This window comes from Rahnella perminowiae, from assembly GCF_019049695.1.
GTDB classification, from domain to species: domain Bacteria; phylum Pseudomonadota; class Gammaproteobacteria; order Enterobacterales; family Enterobacteriaceae; genus Rahnella; species Rahnella perminowiae.
Genome location: NZ_JAFMOT010000176.1, coordinates 109,046 through 134,854 on the forward strand (window position 1 = coordinate 109,046; position 25,809 = coordinate 134,854).

Annotated in this window: 7 protein-coding genes; 3 read left to right on the top strand and 4 right to left on the bottom strand. The window is 54.7% G+C overall.

The window, feature by feature from the left end:
• Window position 1: 1 nt before the first annotated feature.
• Window positions 2–724 carry a bifunctional 2-polyprenyl-6-hydroxyphenol methylase/3-demethylubiquinol 3-O-methyltransferase UbiG gene (gene ubiG, locus J1781_RS13090; protein ID WP_217219497.1) on the bottom strand — a complete coding sequence of 241 codons (723 nt, stop codon included), beginning with the start codon at window positions 722–724 and terminating at the stop codon, window positions 2–4.
• 248 nt (window positions 725–972) lie between these two features.
• Here ubiG and gyrA point away from each other — a divergent pair, with 248 nt between their 5' ends.
• On the top strand, window positions 973–3,624 hold the full coding sequence (gene gyrA, locus J1781_RS13095; RefSeq protein ID WP_129952357.1) for a DNA topoisomerase (ATP-hydrolyzing) subunit A: 2,652 nt from the start codon (window positions 973–975) through the stop codon (window positions 3,622–3,624).
• Window positions 3,625–3,800: 176 nt separating this feature from the next.
• On the top strand, window positions 3,801–6,656 hold the full coding sequence (gene rcsC / locus J1781_RS13100) for a two-component system sensor histidine kinase RcsC (RefSeq protein WP_217219496.1): 2,856 nt from the start codon (window positions 3,801–3,803) through the stop codon (window positions 6,654–6,656).
• Window positions 6,657–6,737: 81 nt separating this feature from the next.
• On the opposite strand, the gene rcsB is transcribed toward rcsC, so the two are convergent.
• Genes rcsB through J1781_RS13115 form a run of 3 tightly spaced genes read right to left on the bottom strand, consistent with a single transcriptional unit; the run spans window position 6,738 to window position 11,267 of the window.
• Entirely contained in the window at window positions 6,738–7,388 is a 651-nt protein-coding gene (gene rcsB, locus J1781_RS13105) for a response regulator transcription factor RcsB (protein ID WP_013574620.1), read from the bottom strand.
• 4 nt (window positions 7,389–7,392) lie between these two features.
• Window positions 7,393–10,086: a phosphotransferase RcsD gene (gene rcsD, locus J1781_RS13110; protein WP_129952359.1), complete on the bottom strand. Its 2,694-nt coding sequence runs from the start codon at window positions 10,084–10,086 to the stop codon at window positions 7,393–7,395.
• Window positions 10,087–10,124: 38 nt separating this feature from the next.
• On the bottom strand, window positions 10,125–11,267 hold the full coding sequence (locus J1781_RS13115) for an MFS transporter (protein WP_370278356.1): 1,143 nt from the start codon (window positions 11,265–11,267) through the stop codon (window positions 10,125–10,127).
• Between the two features lie 689 nt (window positions 11,268–11,956).
• Here J1781_RS13115 and J1781_RS13120 point away from each other — a divergent pair.
• A complete protein-coding gene (locus J1781_RS13120; protein WP_217233712.1) occupies window positions 11,957–25,780 on the top strand; it encodes an Ig-like domain-containing protein in 13,824 nt (4,607 codons plus the stop codon).
• The last annotated feature ends 29 nt before the right edge of the window (window positions 25,781–25,809 follow it).

Consider the following 25,809-nt stretch of genomic DNA (forward strand, 5'->3'; position numbering starts at 1 on the left):
TTTATAACGCCTGGGTGTGGATCATGTAATTCACATCCACATTCGGACCGAGCTTGAAATGGTCGGTCAGCGGATTGTAGTGCAGGCCAATGATGTGGCGCTCGGACAAGGGCGTGCGGTCAATCATCCCCAGTAACTCAGACGGTTTGATAAATTTTTTAATATCATGCGTGCCTTTTGGCACCATTTTCAGCACATACTCAGCGCCGAAAATTGCCATCAGCCAGGCTTTATTATTGCGGTTGATCGTGGAGAAAAATACATGGCCGCCGGGTTTCACCAGACGCGCACAGGCGGCAACAACAGAAGCCGGATCAGGAACGTGCTCCAGCATTTCCATACAGGTCACCACATCGTATTGCTGTGGATGTGCATCGGCATGTGCCTCAACGGTTTCCTGTACGTAATCGACTTTTACGCCGCTTTCCAGCGCATGCAAACGTGCCACCTGTAAGGGTTCGCCCCCCATATCCAGCCCGGTGACTTTCGCCCCTGCCACCGCCATGCTTTCACTCAAAATACCGCCACCGCAACCGACATCAAGAACATTTTTCCCGAACAGGCCACCGGCGCGTTCGAGAATATAGTTCAGACGCAGCGGATTGATGCGATGCAGCGGTTTGAATTCACCTTCCAGATCCCACCAGCGCGAGGCAACAGCCTCGAATTTGGCAATCTCTTCATGGTCGATGTTTTGGGGTGTTGCTGACGGTGTGGTTGTCATGAGCGTGATGAACTCCTTATAACTTGATTAGCGGATTATACATATTCCATCTGCTTTGGCTCAGTTTTGTCGTTCTGGTTAATGTTTATACGAAATGATGCCGATTGTGCAAGGGTTTGAATCGTGTTGAGTAATAGTACGCAAAAGGGGGCGGTTGTTTTCCACGTTTCGCTGGTTTGTGGTATAGTTTTACACCTTTGCCTATACAGGCAGCGGCCATGAATAATCAGTAGAGGGATAGCAGCTCCATGAGCGACCTTGCCAGAGAAATCACACCGATTAACATCGAAGAAGAGCTGAAAAACTCTTATTTGGATTATGCGATGTCCGTTATTGTCGGACGTGCGCTACCAGATGTGCGCGATGGTTTGAAACCGGTGCACCGCCGCGTACTTTTCGCAATGAATGTCCTCGGTAACGACTGGAATAAAGCCTATAAAAAATCGGCCCGTGTGGTCGGTGACGTTATCGGTAAATATCACCCACACGGTGATACTGCGGTATATGACACAATCGTGCGTATGGCACAGCCTTTCTCACTTCGCTATATGCTGGTGGACGGGCAGGGTAACTTCGGGTCAGTGGATGGCGACTCCGCAGCCGCCATGCGTTATACCGAAATCCGCATGTCAAAAATTGCCCACGAATTGCTGGCAGATTTAGAAAAAGAAACTGTCGATTTCGTGCCAAACTATGACGGCACAGAGCAAATTCCTTCTGTTATGCCAACCCGTATCCCTAACCTGCTGGTTAACGGCTCGTCAGGTATCGCTGTCGGTATGGCAACCAATATTCCGCCACATAACCTCACCGAAGTGATCAACGGTTGTCTGGCGTATATTGAGGATGAAAACATCAGCATTGAAGGGCTGATGGAGCACATCCCGGGGCCAGATTTCCCGACGGCGGCCATCATCAACGGTCGCCGTGGTATCGAAGAAGCCTACCGGACCGGCCGTGGCAAAATTTACATCCGTGCCCGTGCTGAAGTAGAGGCCGATGCTAAAACCGGTCGCGAAACCATCATTGTTCACGAGATCCCGTATCAGGTGAACAAAGCCCGTCTGATCGAAAAGATCGCCGAGCTGGTGAAAGAAAAACGCGTCGAAGGTATCAGTGCACTGCGTGATGAGTCTGATAAAGACGGCATGCGCATCGTCATTGAAATCAAACGTGATGCGGTGGGTGAAGTGGTTCTGAACAACCTGTATTCACTGACACAACTGCAGACTTCTTTCGGTATCAACATGGTGGCATTGCACCAGGGTCAGCCGAAGATCCTCGGCCTGAAAGAAATCCTTTCTGCGTTTGTTCGTCACCGCCGTGAAGTCGTCACGCGCCGGACTATTTTCGAACTGCGTAAAGCCCGTGACCGTGCGCATATCCTTGAAGCACTGGCGATCGCTCTGGCTAACATCGATCCTATCATCGAACTGATCCGTGCTGCACCGACACCGGCTGAAGCAAAGGCTGGCCTGGTCGCGCGTTCATGGGATCTGGGCAATGTTTCAGCGATGCTGGCAAGCGCCGGTGACGATGCTGCCCGTCCTGAATGGCTGGAGCCACAATTTGGTATTCACGACGGGAAATATTTCCTGACGGAGCAACAGGCCCAGGCCATTTTGGATCTGCGTTTGCAGAAGCTGACCGGCCTTGAGCACGAAAAACTGCTGGATGAATATAAAGAGCTGCTGGTGCAAATCGGCGAGCTGCTGTTCATCTTGTCCAGCCCTGACCGTCTGATGGAAGTCATTCGTGAAGAACTGGAAGCGATTCGTGATCAGTACAATGATCCGCGTCGTACTGAAATTACGGCGAACACTTCTGACATCAACATTGAAGACCTGATCAATCAGGAAGATGTTGTGGTGACGCTGTCGCATCAGGGCTACGTAAAATACCAGCCTCTGACCGATTACGAAGCACAGCGTCGCGGTGGTAAAGGTAAATCGGCAGCGCGCATCAAAGAAGAAGATTTCATTGACCGTCTGCTGGTGGCTAACACCCACGACACTATTCTGATGTTCTCAAGTCGCGGACGTTTGTATTGGATGAAAGTCTATCAGTTGCCGGAAGCCAGCCGCGGTGCACGCGGTCGTCCTATCGTCAACTTGTTGCCGCTTGAACCGAACGAACGCATCACGGCGATCCTGCCTGTACGCGAGTACGAGGAAGGTCGTCATGTGTTCATGGCAACCGCCAGCGGTACAGTGAAGAAAACTGCCCTGACCGATTTCAGCCGACCACGCAGCGCCGGCATCATCGCCATCAATCTTAACGAAGGTGATGAGCTGATCGGTGTGGACCTGACTGACGGCCAGGACGAAGTCATGCTGTTCTCTGCGGCCGGTAAAGTGGTGCGCTTCTCCGAAGCAGCGGTTCGCTCAATGGGCCGTACGGCGACCGGTGTTCGCGGTATCCGTCTGGGCGAAGGTGACAGCGTTGTTTCGCTTATCATCCCGCGGGGTGATGGTTGTATTCTGACTGTGACGCAGAACGGTTTCGGTAAACGTACTGAATCGACTGAATACCCAACTAAATCCCGTGCAACCCAGGGCGTTATCTCCATCAAAGTGAGCGAGCGTAACGGACCGGTTATTGGCGCGATCCAGGTTGATGAAGCGGATCAGATCATGATGATCACCGACGCAGGTACGCTGGTGCGAACCCGTGTTTCTGAAGTGAGTACTGTCGGCCGTAACACCCAGGGTGTGACGCTTATCCGTACCGCCGATGATGAGCATGTGGTTGGTTTACAACGTGTTGCAGAGCCGGTTGAAGACGAAGAACTGGATGGTGTCGCCACCGAAGCGGGCGAACTGGAAGCGGCACAAGCAGCCGATCTGCCAGACGACGCGGAAAGTGAAGACGATCAGCCGGCTGATGACGAAGAAGAATAAGTTTTCGTAGCTGGCAGACAAAAGGGCATAACAATAGTTATGCCCTTTTTTATTGAATTCGTCTTAAAACAAATCTTTCACCTAAACTGCATTATCAGGCGCTTTTTAGAAAGTCTGGCAATAGTGTATCCTGATCCACATTCCGCTCACTGAGCCGCTTTGCTAATGGTTAATCTTTGAAATATCTTGCTTCGTTTCGCACAACGTTAAGAATCTCCCGTTATCTTTTCCGGGTGCTGGCGCTTATGTTGTGGACGCTGGGGGTGCTGCTGACCACCTTTTATGTGCTGAATATTTTCCACAACAAAGAGTCCGAGATCCGCGATGAGGATAACCTCAATTACGATCTGGCGCAGAGTTACATTAAGAACTCCAATGATGTGATGCACAGCATTAAGTTCATGGCTGAGAATCGCCTGAGCGCGTCGATGAACGGGCTGGATATCATCAATGGCATTATCAGCACGAAGAACACGGCGCCCACTTATCTCGCCTTGTTCCCTGAGTCCGATTGTTCCGGGATTAATGACAGCTACCGTAATTCGCTGGCTTCGTTGGGCAACATGATCCATTACTGGAAAGATAACTTTTCCGATGCCTACGATCTCAGTCGTGTGTTCTTCATCAGCGGCGAGAATTTATGTCTGGTTGATTTTGGGATCAGCAATGAACCGTTCGAGCGCGAAAGCCAGGAACAGTTGAAATCCTTACATGAAAAAATCCTGCAATATCGCAATGCGAAGAGCAAAGCTAAAGAAAACAGTCTGTACTGGGTGTCGCAGTCCGGCAGTAAAGATTCCGGAAATCTGTATGTGCTGACCCCGATTTATGTGGGCAATAAACTCGAAGCGCTGATGGGGATTCAGCAAAATCTTCGGGCTGAAGATTTATTGAATCCGAATTCTCAGCACACTGCGGTTACCTTACTCGATGAAGACGATCAGCCTCTGCTAGAGATTTCTGAGGACGAGCATTCCGCTAGCTCCCCGGAGGGTTATCCGCAGGACAGTTCATTCTTCGGGTATGTCAATGGCTACAAAGATTTGGTTTATAAAAAACCGCTGACACCGTCCTCGCTGAGTGTGGTGTATTCAATGCCGTTTAATACAGTGATTGACCGGTTTAAGATCCTGATTTTTAATGCTGTGTTATTGAATATTTTCTCCGGTTTGTTGTTGTTCATCCTGGCCTGGGTGTTTGAGCGCAAGATGTTTTTACCGGCCGAGGAAAACGCATTCCGGCTTGAGGAACATGAACAGTTCAATCACAAAATCGTGGCCTCAGCGCCGGTCGGCATTTCCATTTTGCGTATCAGCGATGGGGTTAACATCCTCAGTAATGAACTGGCGCACAATTACATCAGTATGCTGACTCAGGAAGACCGGCAGCGTATTACCCGAATCATCTGCGATCAACAGACGAATTTTGTCGATGTCATTACCAAGAACAATAACAATATTCAACTGAGTTTCGTACATTCACGCTACCGTAATGAAGATGTGGCGATTTGTGTGCTGATCGACGTCAGTGCGCGCGTGAAAATGGAAGAGTCATTGCAGGAAATGGCCAATGCGGCCGAGCAGGCCAGCCAGTCGAAATCGATGTTCCTGGCGACCGTCAGCCATGAATTACGCACACCGCTTTACGGCATCATCGGCAACCTGGACTTACTGCAAACGCAAGGGTTGCCTCAGGGAGTGGACCGTCTGGTGACGGCGATGAATAACTCGTCGGCGCTGCTGCTGAAAATCATCAGCGATATTCTCGATTTCTCCAAAATTGAATCCGAGCAACTGAAGATCGAGCCGCAGGAATTCTCCTGCCGTGAAGTGATCACTCATATTGCCGGTAACTATCTGCCGCTGGTGGTTAAAAAGCGTCTGGGGCTTTACTGCTTTATCGAACATAACGTGCCGCTGTCGTTCAATGGCGATCCGGTAAGGTTGCAACAGGTCATCTCCAACATTCTTAACAATGCGATTAAATTTACCGATACCGGATGCATCGTTCTGAATGTCAGAACCTGCGGTAACTATCTTGAGTTTCAGGTGCGCGATACCGGCGTCGGTATTCCTGAGCGGGAAATCACGCGCCTGTTTGATCCGTTCTTCCAGGTGGGGACCGGTGTGCAGCGTCATTTCCAGGGCACCGGGCTGGGGCTGGCTATCTGTGAAAAGCTGATTAACCTGATGGATGGCGATATCGAGGTAGAGTCAGAACCGGGACTCGGCAGCTCGTTCACGGTGCGTATTCCGCTTTACAATGCCACGTTCCCGTCGGGTGAACCGCTGGATCACTGGCAGGACAAAACGGTCTGGCTGGATGTGCGCAATGCTTATCTGGAAAGCTACCTGATGCAACTGATGCGCTATCACGGTGCGAATGTTCAGCGCTGCGAGCCGGAGCTGCAAAGCCAGCGGGAAGATGTCTTGATCACCGATACGCCGCTGATCCATAAGGGCGAACTGGCCGCACAAATTGAATTCTCCATCGACCATATCGGGCCGCCCGTCGAAACGCGGCCAGGTTACTGGGTTCACAGCACCTCGACCCCTCTGGAAATCACCGCACTGCTCAACCGGATTTATCGCCTTGATACGACACCGGAAGAAGAGGGCTGTGCAGCGCCGGAAGCCGCTGTGGCGCAGGATTACAGCGATATCACATTGCTGGTCGTGGATGATCATCCGATCAACCGTCGCCTTCTGGCGGACCAGCTGGGCACAATGGGATATGTCGTGATAACGGCGAATGACGGGATTGACGCACTGGATGCCATGCGTGCACACGAAATTGATATTGTGCTCAGCGACGTCAATATGCCGCGTCTTGACGGTTACGGGCTGACGGCAAAACTGCGCGAACTTGGCCACACTTTACCGGTGATCGGCGTTACCGCGAACGCGCTGGCGGAACAGCGTCAGCGTTGTCTTGAGGCGGGAATGGATAACTGTTTATCCAAACCGGTTACGCTGGAGACGCTGCGTGATACGCTCAGTTTTTACAGCGCGCTGGTACGTAAGAAACGCTAATCCTGCGGGCGGAAAGTGGACAATAAAAAGGCACCGCCCGGTGCCTTTTTTACAACTGAAGTAACGTAACCTTCTTAAATATCAGTCTTTATCCACCGGCTGGGAACTGACAGAAGACAGATAGTTCAGCAGGGCGATATCGTTTTCCACGCCCAGTTTCAACATCGCAGATTTCTTCTGGCTGCTGATGGTTTTGATGCTGCGGTTCAGCTTTTTGGCAATCTCAGTGACCAGGAAGCCTTCTGCAAACAAACGCAGAACTTCGCTTTCCTTCGGAGACAGACGTTTGTCGCCGTAACCATTAGCGCTGATTTTTTCCAGCAATTTCGCCACGCTGTCCGGCGTGAATTTTTTGCCTTTCTGCAATGCGGCCAGTGCCTTCGGCAGGTCGGTGGGCGCGCCTTGCTTGAGGACAATCCCTTCGATATCCAGATCCAGCACAGAACTCAGGATCGCCGGGTTATTGTTCATGGTCAGAACAATGATGGATAACTGCGGGTAATGACGCTTGATGTATTTGATCAAGGTGATGCCGTCGCCGAATTTATCGCCCGGCATGGACAGGTCAGTGATCAGCACGTGAGCATCAAGCTTGCTTAAGCTGTTAACCAGTGCAGTTGAGTCTTCGAACTCGCCTACAACATTCACCCATTCAATTTGTTCAAGGGACTTACGAATACCAAACAGGACGATAGGATGGTCATCAGCAATAATTACGTTCATATTATTCATGTGATTAGCTACCTTGCTGGAGCAGTCTGGAGACAAAAGAATCAATGTGATTGATGGTTTCAGTAATCTGTAAAACATCGCCATCTGCGATGTATTGTTCTAACGATTCACACATTTGCTTGCCTGGGGTCAGGTTCAGCATGGCGAACACCCCCTTGAGACGATGTGCTGTTTGGGAAAGTGATGTGAAATCACGGCGCTGGTTTTCATTATACAGTTTCTCAAGATCTTCCGGTACTGTCTCAACGAAAAGCTGATAGTAATCGCTTGATTTTAGCTGCTTTTCATAATGGTCGAGAGAGTTTTCGCCGGGTTCTTCGGGTGAAACACTGTCATCGGATACAGAAAATTGCTGTTCGATTAACAGTAATGTTGCGTCGATCAGCGCACTGCTGATGTTGTAATTGACGCGAATATAATGCTTTTCAAGCTGCTGTAATCCCGACTCATCGTCGGTCAGCAGCAGGGTAAATTGGTCACTGTTTTGCGGGTTATCTGTCAGTAAAACATCATATTCCCGCGCGGCCAGCCGGTCGTCAGCCACGATGCACACCGCACCGTAGGCGTTCATGGTCCGGGTCACAATACCGCGAACTTCATCTGATGTGATATCGAGTAATACCGTCACATCAGTCAGTAATTTTTCGTGTTCTGCTTCGACTTCCTGCGCTTCCTGACGTTGTTTTATACGCACAGTATAGCGTGTGCCGATATTAAGCTTACTGCGGATTTCCAGCTGGCCACCCAGTTTTTTGCACAGTTGGTTACACAGGAAGAATGTCAGCCCGGAGCCATGGTTAAAGCGATCGACTAACGTCTGACTAAGGAAAGGATAATTCAGATTACTCAGTTCTTCTTTGGAAATTCCGCTACCCGTATCGTTTATGTGGAAAATCAACTGATCCGGGCGATCTTCGTCCTGTTCGCTGGTCAGGGTTACCTTGCCCAGTGAGGTCGTAACGATGGCGTAGTCGAGCAACAGAGACAGAATTTTCTTCACCGCCTGCATATCGCCGATAAAGGCCGCTTCAGGGGCTATCTGGAAATGATTCAGTAACCCGAGGCCTTTCTGAGTCAGACGGGGAAGGGCCTCAAGCAACAATTCGTCTACCATGGCTGAAAGCACGTACCTATCACTTGCCGGTTGCCAGTCCTGGGTTTCCAGACGGGTCAGCAGTGTAATGTTATCGACCAGCGTCAGCGCATTGCGCGATTCATTCAGTAGTTTGCCTTCCAGCGTCTGACGTGTTTCCGGCTTCTGTTCTTCCACCAGAGCTACGGCCAGCCCGTTCAGTTCCTGCAAGGGCTGATTCAGCTCAATGCCCAGGTTATGCAGCATCAGTTTGCGTGCCTGCAGGTTCTTCTCAAACTCACGTTTGGCCTGTTGCAGCGTGCGGTTCACCATCACTTCTTTATCCTGATCGTGGAGCATAAACAGGTAAGTTTCCGGCGATATCTGACTGCGGATCATTCGGATTTCATAGACTTCGTTATTGACGGTCGCCTGTATCGTGCCGTGATGCTGTTCGGCCATATTGGCAATTTTGTTCAGGCTCAGGTGCGGCAATAACTGGTCGGCAATTTTATTGCTGAGGATCACGCTGTGATTGCTGAAGTTATACACCAGCAAACCCAGCGGCAGACCCGAAATGATTTCCTGATTCAGTGCCTGCTGCATTTGCAATTGTGCCGCCATATTCTCGCTCGGGCGGATGTACTGGTGGCGAATGAAATAGATGCTGATCATCGCCAGCCCGATCAGGAACACGTTGATCAGGATCAGCCAGAAGTTATTGTGTGCAAGATCAACCACCAGGCCAAACAGCGGCACATGGTAGGTCAGTGACAGCGGTGAATTGCTCAGCGGCACATCAAACACCAGCGACCATCCCTGCATCATAATGCTGCTGGCTGCCGTATTATCGTCGGTCGGATCACCTTCATTAACCGCCGTGGTGTTGCCATTAAGCTGGAAATTATCCCTCGCCATGCCGGAAGGGATCAGATCACTCATCGGTAAATCGAAGGCAATCACGGTCGCCAGATGACCCGGATTATTAAAGGTGGTGCGCAGGGAGAAAGAATAGTCGTTGCTCTGGCGCGATTTGCGCAGGGGAGAATAACTTTCACGCTCATCGAGGGTGTTTGCCTGCTGTAACATTTCGGCACGGCGTGACTGCAGCGTGCTGGTGAAATAGTTTTCTTTCAGGCGGGAATCCTGCTGCTCAAGCGGCACTGTGGTGATCAGCAACATACTGTTGTCCTGACCGTTCAGGTAATAGAGCGAATAAGGATGAGTTGTTGAACCCCACTGGTCATCCAGGAAGGATGAAATTTTCAGGGTTAAATCCAGGGTGGAGCTGTCATGAGTACCGAAAATCAGCGCATCGGTTTTCTTGTGAGATTTGGAAACAAAATACATGTCCTGGCGCAGGCGGATTTCCTGTGCATTGACGGCCTCCGCAGACATCGGCTGACCCGTGAAATTGTCGTAAATCTGGTAGGTCATGTAGCGGTACTTATCGATGCGCTTTTGCAGTAAATCTGCGGTGTTTTGTACCGTGAGCAGTTTGTCTTTCAGATAAGCATTGGTGTAGTTATACCCGTAAAGGCCAAGCCCCAGCGCCAGCAGTAAAATGAACAACCAAAAGAATCGCGTGATATTGGTTGATGTCAGCGATAAATATTTACCAGCCATGATGATGAGTTTTTCCCTTCATTCTTGTTATGACGCTTTTAGCGGACGACGGTTTTTGCACAAACAGTGACACACAACATCGTTGCCGCAACGCACCCTAATGCTACAGATAAGCTGCTGACTTGCGCGATAAAACCAATCAGCGCCGGACCCGCTAAAATACCGGCATAGCCCAGCGTTGTCACGGAGGCGATAGCCATTCCTGCTGGCATGGAGGTCTGATTGCCTGCCGCGCTGAACATGATCGGTACCAGATTTGACGCGCCAAATCCAATCATGACAAAACCCAGGCCCGCGACCCACAGATTATCGACGGTGGTCAGTAAAATCAGACCGAGGCTTGAAAACAGGCTGCCATACATCAGCACTTTATAACGACCCAATATGCTGATGATGCGATCACCGGTCAGACGTCCGGCCGTCATCGCGACGGAGAAAACGGCGTAACCGAGACCGGCCTGATGCGCTGACACACCGCGTTCGGTGGTAAGGAACAACGCGCCCCAGTCCAGCATCGACCCTTCGGTCATGAACATCACAAAACATAAAATCCCCAGCAGCACAACCCAGCCGCGGGGCAGAACAAATATCGGTCCGTCACCCTCATGACGCGTTTCGCGCCACAGATGCGGGCAGGTAAATATCACCAGAATTGCCAGTAAAACCACGACCAGCATTACTGACTGAAACGGCGACAGTCCGAGGAATAACAGGCCGGTTACAGCAAGCGCCCCAAAAATACTGCCCATACTGAAAAAACCGTGAAAGCCCGACATCATCGCACGGCCACTGGCTTTCTCAACCACAACGGCATGAACGTTCATCGCGACATCAATCATGCCGATGGCGGCCCCGAAGACCAGAAGAATTAACGCCATTCCGGCAGTGCTGTTCATGAGTGTCAGCAATGGGAGGGACAACAACAACAGTGAACTGGCGATCAGAATGACCGTTTTACACCCCAGTTTACTGGTCAGAAAACCGGTCAGCGGCATCGAAAATGTTGAACCTGCCCCGAGGCATAACAGCAGCAACCCCAGTGTTCCGTCACTGATTTCCAGCCGCAATTTGACGAAAGGCACCAGCGGTGCCCAGGCAGCCATTGCAAATCCTGACAACAGAAAAATAAGCCGCGTAGCATGTTGTTGTGCCACGCCAGGTTGCGAAACGGGCTCAGCCATCATTTCCTGCGGGGGCGGTGTGGTTATCGGGTCGTGAGACATATCGTGAAAATCCCTTTGCATTTAAAAAATTAAACCACTCACCGCCCGCAAACGTACTGGCCGGATACTTTAGCAGAAAGCATAAGTGCTGTGATTGCGCATAGTCTTAATTGTGTGCTTGCCGGATACCCTGACGCCAGGAAATCTCAAAGACCATCACACAATCAGTAAGTCAATTTGATGAATTTCTTTGCCGTCACCTGATTGATTTTATTATTAATAATCCCTTTTATCTTGTATGGGTAATAAGTGATTGCGTTGTTTTTTATGAAGATAAATGTAAATAACCATGATTAAACCAAAATTTTACATTTGTTAAACTGATGATTTGACTTTCTTTAATGAATTATTTCAATCTTAACGATATTTTCTTTTTATGGCACTTAACTCAAATCATGCATATAACTTATGGAGTTTCGGGAAAAAATGCCGAAACGATGATTTACCGAAGCCCCTAAAAAAATATTTACATGCAATAACCGCACCTTTTTGATTGTTTTGTTGTTTGTGGCCTTACCTCACACCAGTTGGAAGTTTATCCATTTTTTCTTAATGGTCTTCATTACCCGCAGAACCGCTTTTTGCCTGAAAAAGGAAGAGCGGTCGTTAGCGTGTATGGACAAAAACTGGCGTAACAGGGGTACAACATGGCTCAGAACGGTAGTGTGGTTATTGATGTTCTTTCTCGTACTAATGGTGCAGTAATCTCCCAGCTCTCAAACGCCAGCCAGGATGTCACTCTCAATCAAATCAGCATAATACGCGTGCACGCGACACGCGATGTCGTCGCCCGCTACGAGCGGGTAGGGAATGATCTGATCATTCACATGCAAGACGGACGCACCGTCCGCTATCACAGTTTCTTTGATACAGATGGCAAAGGCCATCACAGCGAACTGATTTTCGATGATGGTGAGCATCCTGTCGAACACGCCGCTTTTATCGATACCGGCGCGACAGCGGGAGCTGTTCCGATTGTTCCCGCCTATGAGACCCTTCCTGATGTCGGTGCGTTGCTTATCGACTCCTCGAATTTTGATCCTGCTGTTCTGGGGGCTGTGCTGGGTGTGCTTGCCCTGGGTGCAGGTATCGCTATTGCTGCAGGGGGAAGCGGCGGTGGTGGCGGTAGCAGCAGCAATAACGGCGGCAGTGACGGGGGTGGAAATACCGGGGGCGGGAATACCGGTGGGGGTAGCACAGGCGGAAATAGCGGTGGCAATAATGGGGGAAATAACGGCGGCACGACCGGGGGCGCTGCACCCACCCTGACGCTGTCGACCTTTGCCAACGATAACACCCTAAACCGCGTCGCCGTTGCCAGCCAGCAAACATTTAGCGGCATATCGACCAACGCGGCTGCCGGCAGCACGATAGTGCTGACGATCAACGGAAAAACCTTCACCACGACCGTGGATGGCAGCGGTCGCTGGAACGTTCCTCTTCCTGCCAGCGAACTGCAAACGCTGGCGGACGGCACCTATGTCATTTCCGTGACCCTGACTAACACGTCAGGCGAAACAGTAACCAGGAGTGTGACGGTGGTGGTGGATACCACGCCGCCAGCGCTGACGATAAATCCTGTGGATGGCGATAACGTTATTGATGCAAACGGGCATCAGCAACCGCTGATCCTCACCGGTACGGCATCTGTTTCTGAAGCAGGCCGTGCGGTGGATATCGTGCTCAACGGCATTCATTACAGTGCAACCGTCGGTGCTGATGGCACCTGGTCTGTGACCATCCCGGCAAATATTGTCTCTGCGCTGGCAGAAGGGGCTTATACGCTAACGGCCTCCCTGACCGATGCGGCAGGTAACCCGACCTCTGCGCCGGAAAGTTTTATCATCAGCGACAGCGCCGGGATCCTGACCGTCAATCCGGTTTCCGGTGATGGCCAGCTCAATGCCAGCGAAGCGCAAAGCGCACTGGTGATCACCGGGACGACAGCCAATGTGCCAGCCGGAACAGAAATTACCGTCACGGTAGGCAGTGTGGTTTATCACACGACCACCACCACGGGTGGCGGATGGAGTCTGAGCATTTCTCCAGCGGACTTACAGGCACTGGCTGACGGTTCGACTACCGTGACGGTCAGCATGGTGGATTCACAAGGCAATACCCTCAGCCAGACGACGGGTCTCAATGTGGCTATCCACGGTGTACCGCCGACGCTGGATCCGGTATTCGGCGGTGACAACACCCTTGATGCCAGCGAATCCACGACCAGCCAGACACTGACAGGGAATACCGGTCTGACCGGCAACGGACAGACCGTGACTGTCACGGTGGGCGGTCAGCAAATTACCGGCACCGTAGCACCGGACGGTACGTTTACCGTCACGGTGCCGTCATCCGTACTCGGTGCCCTGCCGCAGGGCAGCAATAATATCGTGGTCGTCGTGACAGATCCGGCGGGTAACCACAGCAGCATCACGACGCCGGTGACAGTCGATACGGTGGCTCCGACGCTTGTGATCAATCCGCTGGCCGGAGACGGGCAGATCAGTCTGGCCGAAGCCGCTGGCGCACTGACTTTAACAGGTACGGCCTCGGCCGCAGACTCCGGCAGAACGGTGAATATCACGATTGACGGCCATCCGTTCACCGCCATTGTGGGTGCTGACGGTGCTTGGAGCACGTCAATCCCGGCGGGTACGCTGAGCGGGCTCAACGGTGATTTCCCGATCAGCGCTACCCTGACGGATGCCGCGGGTAATACCACGACCAGCACCCGTCCGCTGCACGTGGCTGCCGATTCCACCCTCCAGCCGGGCATTACGGTGAACGCGTTTGGTGGTGATAAGGTGGTTGATGGCGCAGAAGTGCAGACGGCGCAGGTGCTGACCGGCTCCACGACGCTCGTCGAAGCCGGCCAGATCGTCACTGTTACGCTCAACGGCCGCATCTACGAGGCCACGGTACAGGCCAGCGGCAACTGGAGTGTGATTATTCCGGCGGCTGATATGGTCACACTGACTGACGGCACCAAAACCATCAATGTCAGCGTTTCTGATAAAGCCGGTAACCCGGCGACCGGCAGCGATACCTTCGACGTTGATACCTCACAGAACGGTATTGCGATTGATCCGGTGACCGGTGATAACGTGATTAATGCCGTTGAAACCGCAAACGGCATTGAAATCAGCGGAACCACACTGGGTGTTGCGGAAAATGCCATCGTCACTGTGCGTTTCGGTTCGCTGTTTAAAACAGCCACGGTGGGGGCGAATGGCAGATGGTTCATGCTGTTAAGCACGGGTGAGATTGGGGATATTAAGGGCGCGAATCCGGACCTCAGCAGCATTTCTGCCACTGTCGAAGGGCCGGGCGGGGTAATTTTATCCAACAGCATTAATATCGGTATCGACAACACCAATCCGGTACCGACTCTCAATACGCCGTTTGGTGATGGCCTGCTCAATAGCGCAGAAGCCGCCGTCGGACAAACTCTCAGCGGCACAACGGGTAAATCTGGTGATGGTCAGACGGTGACCGTCACATTAGGCGGACACACCTATAACGCGACAGTGGCCGCAGACGGCAACTGGTCAGTTCAGGTTCCGGTCGCAGATTTGCAGGCGCTGCCGCAGGGCAATGTGGCTATCTCTGTTACCGCGACGGACAGTGCAGGTAATACCGCTGCCATAAGCGGCAATGCCACGGCTGATTTTACCGCGCCGCTTCTGACCGTTAACCCGGTTTCCGGCGACGGATATATCAACGGTACTGAAGCGGCCGCAGGCGTGGCGATCACCGGCACCGCCTCTATTTCTGAAGCAGGACGTACTGTAACCGTGACCCTCAACGGTGAAACCTATACCGGCATCGTGCAGCCCAACGGCCAGTGGAGTGTTTCCGTGCCTGCTGCCGCGTTTAGCGGGATTGCGGACGGCAACTATCCTCTGCAAGTCCAGCTGTCAGATGCAGCCGGTAATACCACCACTGTGGGTTCAAACGTGCAACTGGTCGCAGATGCGGCCAACGGTCCGACCATCACCGTGAATACTTTTGCGGGTAACAATGTACTGGATGGCGCAGAACAACAAACCGCGCAGTCACTCAGTGGCTCGACCTCACAGGTTGAAGCGGGCCAGACAGTGCTGATCTTGCTTAACGGTCATTCTTACACGGCTGTGGTACAGCCAAGCGGAAACTGGAGCATCAGTATCCCGGCTGCGGATCTGGCGACCCTCGCCAACGGCACCACCCCGATCAACGTATCCGTGGCAGATAAAGCGGGCAATATCGCGACCGGCAGCGAAACCCTGACGGTCAACAACCAGCTCAGCGGGCTGTCGGTTAATCCGGTGGCGGGCGATAACCAGCTCAATGCCAGTGAAGCCGCCGCCGGCATTACTCTCAGCGGGACGTCCGCTAATGTGCCTGTGAACAGCGTGGTCACCATTACGCTGAACGGCAAAACGTATACGGCAACCACCGGCACTGGCGGTGCCTGGAGTACGCCGATCCCGGCAGCCGATCTGGCACTGCTCAGTGACGGTAACAACACGGTGAAAGTCAGCGCGACAGATGCCGCAGGCAATCCGGTATCCGGCAGCAGTGACTTCGGTGTGATCATTCACTCCCTCCCCGTTGCGACGCTTGATACCCCCTTTGGCGATAAACAACTGAATGCCAGTGAGGCTGCTGCCGGGCAGACACTGACCGGCAGCACCGGGGTAAGCGGCGACGCACAGGCCGTCACGGTCACCGTCGGCGGTATTCTGTACACTGCCACGGTGGATGCTAACGGTAACTGGAGCGCCATCGTACCTGCCGGAGATTTGCAGGCCATCCCTCAGGGACCGGCCGCCGTACAGGTTACGGTGACTGATGCGGCGGGAAATACCAGTAATATTTCTGTGCCGGTAACCATCGATACGGTGGCACCGGTAGTTACTATCAACCCGGTCGCCGGTGACGGCATCATTAATGCCGCAGAAGCAGGGGCGGTTATTCCTGTCAGTGGCACTGCCGGTGCCGGTGAGGCCGGGGATAGTGTTACCCTCAGTATTGCGGGTCATACCTATACAGGTACCGTGGTGACTGGCGGTGGCTGGACAGTCAACATTCCGGCGGATGCACTGGCGAATGTCGCCAATGGCACTTACATCCTGACGGTCACCGTCACCGATGCTGCCGGTAACGCAGGAACCGCAACCACACCGGTGACGGTGAAAGCGGATCCGGCATTATTGCCGACGATTGAGATTGATCTGTTTGCCGGAGACGGCACGCTCGATGGCGCGGAACGCACCAACCCGCAGACTGTCAGCGGCACGACAACTCAAGTTGAAGCCGGACAAATTGTCACCGTAAGTATCGGAAGCGGAACATATCAGGCGACGGTGTTAGCCAGCGGTGCATGGAGTGTCAGCGTTTCGGCGATTGACTTGCAGGCGCTGCAAAACGGCACCGCAACCATTGAGGTTTCTGTCGCCGATAAAGCCGGCAACCCGGCCAGCAACAGCGAAGACTTCACGGTTAACAGTGCGCTGGGCGGAGTGACCATCAACCCGATTACCGGCGATAATAAAATCGATGCCACCGAAGCGGGCGCAGGTTTTGACATCAGCGGTAAAACCGCCAACGTGCCGGAAGGTACGCCGGTTACCGTCAAACTGGGCACGGTGACCTATACCACGCAGACCAACGCTGACGGCAACTGGACCATTAATGTGCCCTCGGGGGATGTCGCTAACCTGGCGGACGGCACCAGCCACGTCATTGTAACTACCGTGACGACCGATCAGGGCGCGGTTACGGCGACGCAGGATCTGGGCATTTACACCACATTGCCGCAACCGACGCTGAATACGCCGTTTGGCGATGGTTTGCTGAGCAGCACGGAGGCTGCCACCGATCAGATACTGACCGGTAAAACGGGGCTGACCGGTGACGGTCAGACGGTGACAGTCATCATTGACGGCACGCCTTACACCGGTACGGTGGCAACCGACGGTAGCTGGACCGTGACCATTCCTTCGGCGGATTTACAGGGGCTGGGTGAAGGGACGAAAACCCTCACTGTGAATGTGACCGACGCCGCAGGCAACACCGCTACGTTGCCGGGATCGGTGGATGTGGACTTCACACCGCCTTCGCTGTCACTCGATAATGTGGCGACGGACAACGTGATTAACGCGGCCGAAGCTGGCGCGCCGATTACCCTGAGCGGAACCAGTGATCCGGCCGATGCAGGGCAGACGGTGACACTGACCTTCAATGGACAGACATATACCGCAGAAGTACAGCCAAACGGCAGCTGGAGCACCACCATTCCGGCCAATACCCTCAACGGCTTGGCTGACGGCAGTTATCCGCTGACCGCTGAACTGACCGATGCGGCAGGTAACACCACTACGCTGCCACCGGTCAATATTGAGCTCGCGACGCAGAACGTGCCGGTGCCCACCATTGAAACGCCGTTTGGCGATACCTTCCTGAATCAGCGGGAAGCGGATACCGATCAGACGCTCACCGGTACCACCGGAGTCACAGGCGCAGGCCAGACCGTGGTGGTCAATATCGGAGGGGTGGATCATTCCGCTGTTGTTGATGCCAATGGTATCTGGACGGTGAACCTCAGTGCGGCAGATTTGCAGGCGATACCGGAAGGTCCGCAAAACGTGGTAGTGACTGCCACTGACAGTGCCGGTAACGCGGGCACCGTTAACAGCGCTATTACCGTCGACTATACCTTGCCAACGCTAACCTTTAACCCGGTGGCGACGGATGACATTATTAATGCGGCCGAATCGCTGCAACCTGTGGTAATCAGCGGAAGCGCGGATATCCCGGATGCCGGTCAAACCGTTTCCGTAGTGCTGAGTTTTAACAATGTGACGTACACCGCAGTGGTTCAGCCGGATGGTACCTGGAGCTTTACACTGCCAAGTAGTGTCGTGCAGTCGCTGACAGATACCACGTATACGCTGACCGCCACGATCACTGATGCGGCAGGGAACAGCACTACAGCCCCGCATACCTTCAGCGTGGATGCTAATCCGGTTGATTTGCCGACGCTGCTGATTACCGCGGTGTCCGGCGACGATTACATTAATGCGATCGAAAAAGGCGCGGATATTCCGATCACCGGGACATCCACCCATCTCGAAAACGGACAGATTGTGGTGGTGAGCTTTAACGGTAAAGCCTACAACGCCGTGGTTGATGCGAATGGCAACTGGACGGCTACCGTGCCTCTGGCTGATCTGGGTAACTTATCTGACGGGCCGGTTACCGTCACGGCGACCGCCACGGATCTGGCCGGTAACCCGGCATCTGCCTCGCACAACGCCACGGTTATCACCCAGCCGGGTGACCTGCCAACCCTGACCATCAATGCCATTTCCGGCGATGATTACATTAATATCATTGAGCATAATCAGGGAATGACTGTCAGCGGAACTTCCGCTCATGTTCCTGTGAATGGCACCGTCACCGTGGTCATTACCGGCGAAAACTACAGCGCGACCTATACAGCCACTGTGCAGGCCGACGGTAGCTGGAGCTTCCCGATGACGGCTGCTCAGGTTCAGGCGCTGCCAGCCGGCAATAATACCTTCACCGCCACCGCAGATGACGTGGCGCAAAACGTGGCGACGGTAACACACAATGTGGCCGTTGATACGGCGGCGCCGATACTGACCGTGACCGTCGATACCGGCGGGGATAACATCATTAATCTGGCGGAAGCCGCGCTGGGTATTCCGGTCAGTGGTTCGACGGATCCTAACCTGACCGTTACCGTCACGCTCAACGGAAAAGATTACACCACGACCGCGGACGGTACCGGTGCCTGGAGTCTCACGATTCCGGGCGGAGATGTGCAGGCCATTACTACCGATGGCAGCAAAACCATCGACGTCCGTGTCACCGATGCGGCCGGGAATAACGTGAGTACCTTTGCTGATTTCACGCTTTCGACGCACGCATTACCCGTGCTGACCTTTGGTGTGATTGCCGGGAACGGTATTCTGAATATCAGTGAAGCGGCCAACGGTTTCACCCTCAGTGGAACCAGCTCAGGTCTGGCACCGGGAACGACTGTGCAGGTGACGGTGCCGGGGCTGGCGGATCCAATTTCCGGTACGGTGAACCCTGACGGACTCGGCTGGACGGCCATCGTTTCGCCGGGCCTGCTCAGCGGACTGACCAGCGGTATCGTGCAGGTGACCGTGACGGCAGAAGATGTTGCCGGTAACCCGGCGTCTTCCAGCGCCAGTCTGGATATCGAACTGTCTGCGTTGCCGGTACCGACCATCAATACCCCGTTTGTGGACGGCATTCTGAACGCCACCGAAGCGGCGGGTAATCAGCTGATTACCGGTTCAACCGGCATTACCGGCGCGGGTCAGACCGTTCTGGTGACGGTCGATGGCACGCCGGTGCTGGCCACCGTGGGCAATGATGGCACCTGGACGGCGACGGTGCCTTCCGGTGTGCTTCAGGGGCTGGCGGATGCCACGCACACCATCAGTGTGACCGCAACCGACAGCGCGGGGAATACCAGTGCGGCCGGTACCCTTGATTTCACCGCTCTGACCCATGTTCTGCCAGTGGCTGGCATTAATCAGCCATTCGGCGATGGCATTCTGAATTTCGATGAAGCGTCAAACCCGGCAGGTCAGGTGATTACCGGTACCACCGGGATCACCAGTCCGGGGCAGACCGTGACCGTGGTCATCAACGGTAACGCGGTACCGGTTGTGGTCGATTCTGCGGCGGGAACCTGGAGCGTTTCGCTGACGTCCCCTGAACTGCTGGCATTGCAGGATGGCAGCTGGCCGGTGGTGGTGACCGTGACCGACAGTGCGGGCAACTCATCTGTGCTGCCGGTTTCTGTCGGTGTACAAATCCACAACGTTCCTGCACCGACCATCAATTTGCCATTCGGTGACGGTACGCTGAACATTGCGGAATCCACGGCTGTTGGTGGCCAGACGCTCACGGGTACTACCGGCGTGACCGGAGCCGGGCAAACCGTCAGTGTGGCTATCGCGGGCATAACCGGCAGTCCGTTTACAGCCATAGTGGATCCGGCTACCGGTAACTGGAGCCTGAACCTGACACCCGCCCAGCTGGCAACGCTGGGTCTGGCGACGGCGACACACGACATTACCGTGACGGCGACCGATGCCGTCGGGAACCATACTGATGCGTCAGTAAGCTTCACCTCTTATCTGTCCGCGCCGGTGCCGGTTATCAACGTACCTTTTGCTGACGGCAGCCTGAATATTGCGGAAGCGGCCGGTGTCAATGTCATCACCGGTAATACCGGCATCACCGGCAACAACCAGAACGTTAAACTGACCATTGATGTGGCTGGCACCACCTATACCGCGACCGTCGATCCGTCGACCGGTGACTGGTCGGTGAGTCTGCCTGCAGGCGTACTGAATTCTCTGGGCAGTGGTCTGCATGATATCAACGTGACGGTGACAGATGCCGCGGGCAACAGTACGCCTGCGACGCAGCCGTTTAACAGCTATCTCACCGTGCCGGATGTCACCATCAATACGCCGTTTGGCGATGGTTATCTGAGTGCGGCTGAAGCTGCCACACCGCTGACCCTGACCGGGACCACCGGGCTGTCGGGAACGGGGCAAACTGTGGTGGTCACCCTTGGCGGAATACCTCTTCCGGGTGTGACGGTGGATGCGGACGGTAACTGGACGGTTCCGGTGACAGCGGGTGAAATCGCCGATCTTCCGCAGGGCGCTCAGCAAATCTCCGTGTCTGTCACGGACGGCGGCGGCAATACCGGTTCAGCTTCGGCGGATGTCGGCATTGCCGTGACACAACTGCCTTCCGTGGCGGTGACGTCCTTTGCCGGTGCCGGTTTTGATCTGACCTACGCCGAGAGCCAGAGCACGCAAACCATTACCGGTACGACGGTGAATGTGCAGGCGGGACAGCAGGTGACAGTCACGGTCGGCAGCATCAGCCATCAGGCAACGGTGCAGGGTGACGGTTCATGGAGTGTGACACTGACCCCGGACGAACTCGGTACGCTGTCAACCGGTCAGACGATTGGTGTCGCAGTGAGTGATCTGGCGGGTAACCCGGCGACGGCAACATCATTGCCAGTCACGGTAAACCTGATACCCCCTGAGTTCTCCATCACCCTTGATCCGGTCACCGGTGACAACATTATTAACGTGGCGGATGGCAATCCGGCGGACATTACCCTTTCCGGTAAAACAGTGAATGTGCCGGATGGCACACTGGTCACCGTCACTGTCGGCGGGAATCTGCACACGACGACGGTTAACGCCGACGTCTGGACACTGCCTGTTCCAGCCTCCGAATTTGTGAATGGCACGACCACGACGGTGACCGCATCAACGCTTATTCCGGTGACCAATGTCACGCAAGGCGTGCTGGTGGATACCACTGCGCCGACCCTGACCATCAGCGCCTTTACCGGCGATGATATTCTCAATAATACCGAGTCGAAATCCGCCCAGCTGATTTCAGGGACGGCGGATACCAGTGAAGTGGGCCGTGTGGTCACGGTCACACTGAATGGCAAAACCTACAGCGGCACCGTGCAGACCGGCGGCACCTGGTCAGTCAGCGTACCCGCCGCCGATTTGCAGGCATTACCGCAAGGCACCGGCGCAACCAACGTGATCTCCGCCACCCTCACGGATGCGGCAGGCAACGTGGGTACGGCGGTTCCGCATACGGTGAACGTTGATACGTCAGCGCCGTTACTGGCGCTGAATGCGGTTGCCGGTAATAACGTCATTAATCTGGCGGAATCACTGCTCAACGTGCTGGTGGGTGGGACCTCCAGCGGTGCGGACGGGCAGACAGTGAACGTCACTCTGGGCGGCGCCTCTATTGGGACAGCGCTTATCCAGCCTGGCGGTGCATGGTCGCTTAACCTGACACCTGAACAACTGATTTTGCTCAATGACGGTACCCTGACCCTGGCCGCCACCGTAACAGATGCGGCGGGTAACACCACCAGCGTCAGTACCGGTCTGGATATCTTCTTCAACAAACTGCTGGATCTGAATGTGGCCAGCGGACTGGGGCTGACCGACGGTTTCCTTAATCTGGCGGAATCGCAGGTAGCGCAAACCCTCAGCGGCACGGTGATTGGCGCGGGCGTCGGGTCAGTTATCTCAACGGTAATTGACGGTACGCCATTGTCGGCAATCGTGGGCGCTAACGGATTGTGGTCACTTACCATACCGGCCGCCGTTCTCGGCGCACTGACCGATGGTGCGCAGGTTATCAATCTCACCCTGACCGATGCGGCGGGGAACACCAAGGTTGAAGCCCTTAATCTTGATGTGCTGAAAACCTTGCCGGTGCTGGGCGACCTCACGCCAATCTTCGGCGGCAATAGCCTGCTGAATGCGGCGGAATCTCTGCTGGCACAAACCATCGGGGGCGCAGCGACGGCGGTTGACGGCACGCTGGTGACCGTGACCCTTGGCGGTAAAACCTATAACACTACCGTGACGGCAGGCACCTGGAATATCCAGATCCAGCCGGGCGATCTGGGCGCACTGCTGGATGGCACCCTGAATCTGGGTATCACCCTGACAGACCCGGCGGGCAACACGTCTTCTACCCCTATTCCGGTGGGGATTGCCATCCACAATCTGCCGCAGGTGGTGCTCAATACCGTGTTTGGTGACGGCGTGCTCAATATCGCTGATCTGCTGGTTAATCAGACGATTAGCGGTACGGTCTCGAACGTTGCGGCAGGTACCGCGATCGCTGTGCAGGTCGGCACACAAACCATTAACGGCGTAGTTGATGCGACCGGACATTTCCTGGTCACTGTTCCGCCGTCCGTTCTCGGCTTGCTGAGTGGCACGACCGCTGCGGTCAGTGTGACGGTGGCGGATGCGGCGGGTAATGTTGGCAGCGCGGCCGCGAATGCGGTGCTGGATCTCGTCAGGCCGGTCATTAACCTGACGTCGGTCCTGGGCGACGGCTTGCTCAACGCAGCGGACGCACTCACTACCCAGGTGATTGGCGGGACAGTCAGCGGCGTGGCGTCGGGAACGCAGGTGCAGGTCACGCTGGGCGGGAAAACCTTCCTCGGCGCGACCGACGGGACGGGCGCATTCAGCATCACCCTGCAACCGGGTGACCTGAAAGCGCTGGGCGACGGCACCTTCCCGGTCGTGGTTTCTGTTACCGACAACGGCGGTAATACCAGCACCAGCAGCAGCACGCTGACTTCCATTATTAACGCGGTACCGAAAATTGTGCTGGATCCTGTTTTCGGTGCAGATGGCATCCTGAATGCGGCTGAAGCGCTGCTGACACAGACCATCAGCGGTACGGTCACCAACGGGCACGTCGGCGAAACGGTCAACATTAACGTCGGCGGCGGCCTGATCAACCTGACAGCAACCGTTGGCAGTGACGGCAAATTCTCCGCGTCACTGACCCCGCTGCAACTTGCCGGATTGCTTGACGGCAATCTGACCATCGTCACCACCGTGACCGATGAAGTGGGTAACACGGCGTCAAATACCGTGGGGCTGAATGTCGGTATTCACAATCTGCCATCGATTGTCCTGAATCCGGTCTTTGGCGATGGCGTGCTGAACGTGGTTGACCTGCTGACCGGTCAGACCATCAGCGGTATCGCGACCAACGTCGCGCAAGGCACCCAAGTGCAGATTTCCCTGAATGGCAAAAACTACCTTGCCAATGTGGGCGCTGGCGGCGTGTTCAGCGTGACGGTACCGGTGACGGATCTGGGCGCTATTCTCAACGGCACTCAATCGGTGGTCGCCAGCCTGGTGGACGGCTCCGGTAACCCGGCATCGGTCACCAACCTGCTGAACGTGGTATCGCAGTCACTGCCAACCATCACGCTGAATCCGTTATTTGGTGATGGCCTGCTGAACGCGGCGGATGCACTGCTCACTCAGACCATCAGCGGAACCACCACCAATGCGCAGGGATCGACCGTGACCCTGAACGTCGGCGGCAATACCCTGACGGCACTGGTGAAAGCGGATGGCACCTTCAGTGTGGCCATTCCGCAGCTTACCCTCTCCAGCCTGCTTGACGGTGCGCTGAATGTCGGTGCGTCGGTAACCAATGCTGCCGGTCATGCCGTCAGCGGCAGTGCGACAGCAACGGTGGGTATTCACACCCTGCCAACGCTGTCACTCGGCTCGTTGTTTGGCGGAGACGGTTATCTGAATGCCGCTGAAGCGGGTGCCAGTACTAATATTACCGGGACCTCCAACCTGCTCAACGGCACGGTGTCGGTCACTATTGGTGGCGTGACGCACACCGGTACCATCACCAACGGCGCGTGGAGTGTGCCGTTCACCTCGGCAGAGCTGAAAGGGCTGGCGGATGGTTCGACGCAGGTCTCTGTTTCGGTTGCGGATCTTGTGGGCAACACTGCAATCATTTCTAACCCGCTGAACGTACTGACACATGCATTGCCGCTGGTGGCGCTGAATCCACTGCTCGGCCTGACGCTCGGTGTGGTTGGCGGCATTCTCGGCGGTCAGGGTCTGACACTGAGCGGGACCAGCCGCAACATCGCTCAAGGTGGCCTGGTCAGTGTCACTCTGCTGGGCAATACGCTGGCAGGGACCGTGCAGGCAGACGGTTCGTGGACAGTGAAACTGTCCAGTGCGCTGCTGAGCAGCTACGGACTGGTGGGCTTACTGAACGCACTGCTCGGCGCGGTGGTGGAACTGAAAGCGGTGGATGCGGCGGGTAACGGATTCGATGCCCATGTCGGGCTGACCGTCGGTTCTACCTTGCCGGCAGAGACCAGCAGCCTGGCCGTTCAGTCACTGGCCGTGGACGATACCCATACACTGGCGGCGGTTCACACCACCGATACCAGCAGTGCAACCAGCGATACTTCAGCGACGCATGCTACCAGTACGCTGACAGATCCGCTGGTCACTGCGGACAACAGCTCTTCAACTACCACCACGCCTGACACCACCACTGCAGACACCATCGCGCACGCGGATACAGCATTCTCTATTGGCGGTATGACCATTGATCTGACGGCCATTGACGGCGTGGCCCTCGGCGGCGCGGGCAATGACACCATTTCGGTTCATACCCTCGATTTCTCGCAAATCGACGGCGGAACCGGTGTCGATACCCTGTTGCTGGCGGGCACCCATCAGCATCTGGACCTGACGCTGCTCGGGCTGAAAGTTGAACATATCGATATCTTCGATTTAGGCAATTCCGGCACTAACAGCATCTCACTGAACCTGCATGAGGCGCTGAATGTGAAGGATAACCCGTCCGACGAAGTGATCATCAGGGGGGGCGAGGGCAGTCTGGTGAATCTGCAAATGGGCACCGACGGCGCATGGAACGAAACCGGGCAACGTACGGTGGACGGACTGACCTTCGACGTTTATCACAACGCATCTTTGGATACCTCAAACACTCTGGGAGACGTTCTGGTGCAACACGGTCTGCACGTACAGCAGAGTTAATTCTGTACGCCTCCCCCTGTGAAGGGGGA

Bases quoted from the DNA above. Each gene is read 5' to 3' on its own strand.
- ubiG (WP_217219497.1), bottom strand. From the start codon at position 724: ATGACAACCACACCGTCAGCAACACCCCAAAACATCGACCATGAAGAG.
- gyrA (WP_129952357.1), top strand. From the start codon at position 973: ATGAGCGACCTTGCCAGAGAAATCACACCGATTAACATCGAAGAAGAG.
- rcsB (WP_013574620.1), bottom strand. From the start codon at position 7,388: ATGAATAATATGAACGTAATTATTGCTGATGACCATCCTATCGTCCTG.
- rcsD (WP_129952359.1), bottom strand. From the start codon at position 10,086: ATGGCTGGTAAATATTTATCGCTGACATCAACCAATATCACGCGATTC.
- J1781_RS13115 (WP_370278356.1), bottom strand. From the start codon at position 11,267: ATGGCTGAGCCCGTTTCGCAACCTGGCGTGGCACAACAACATGCTACG.
- J1781_RS13120 (WP_217233712.1), top strand. From the start codon at position 11,957: ATGGCTCAGAACGGTAGTGTGGTTATTGATGTTCTTTCTCGTACTAAT.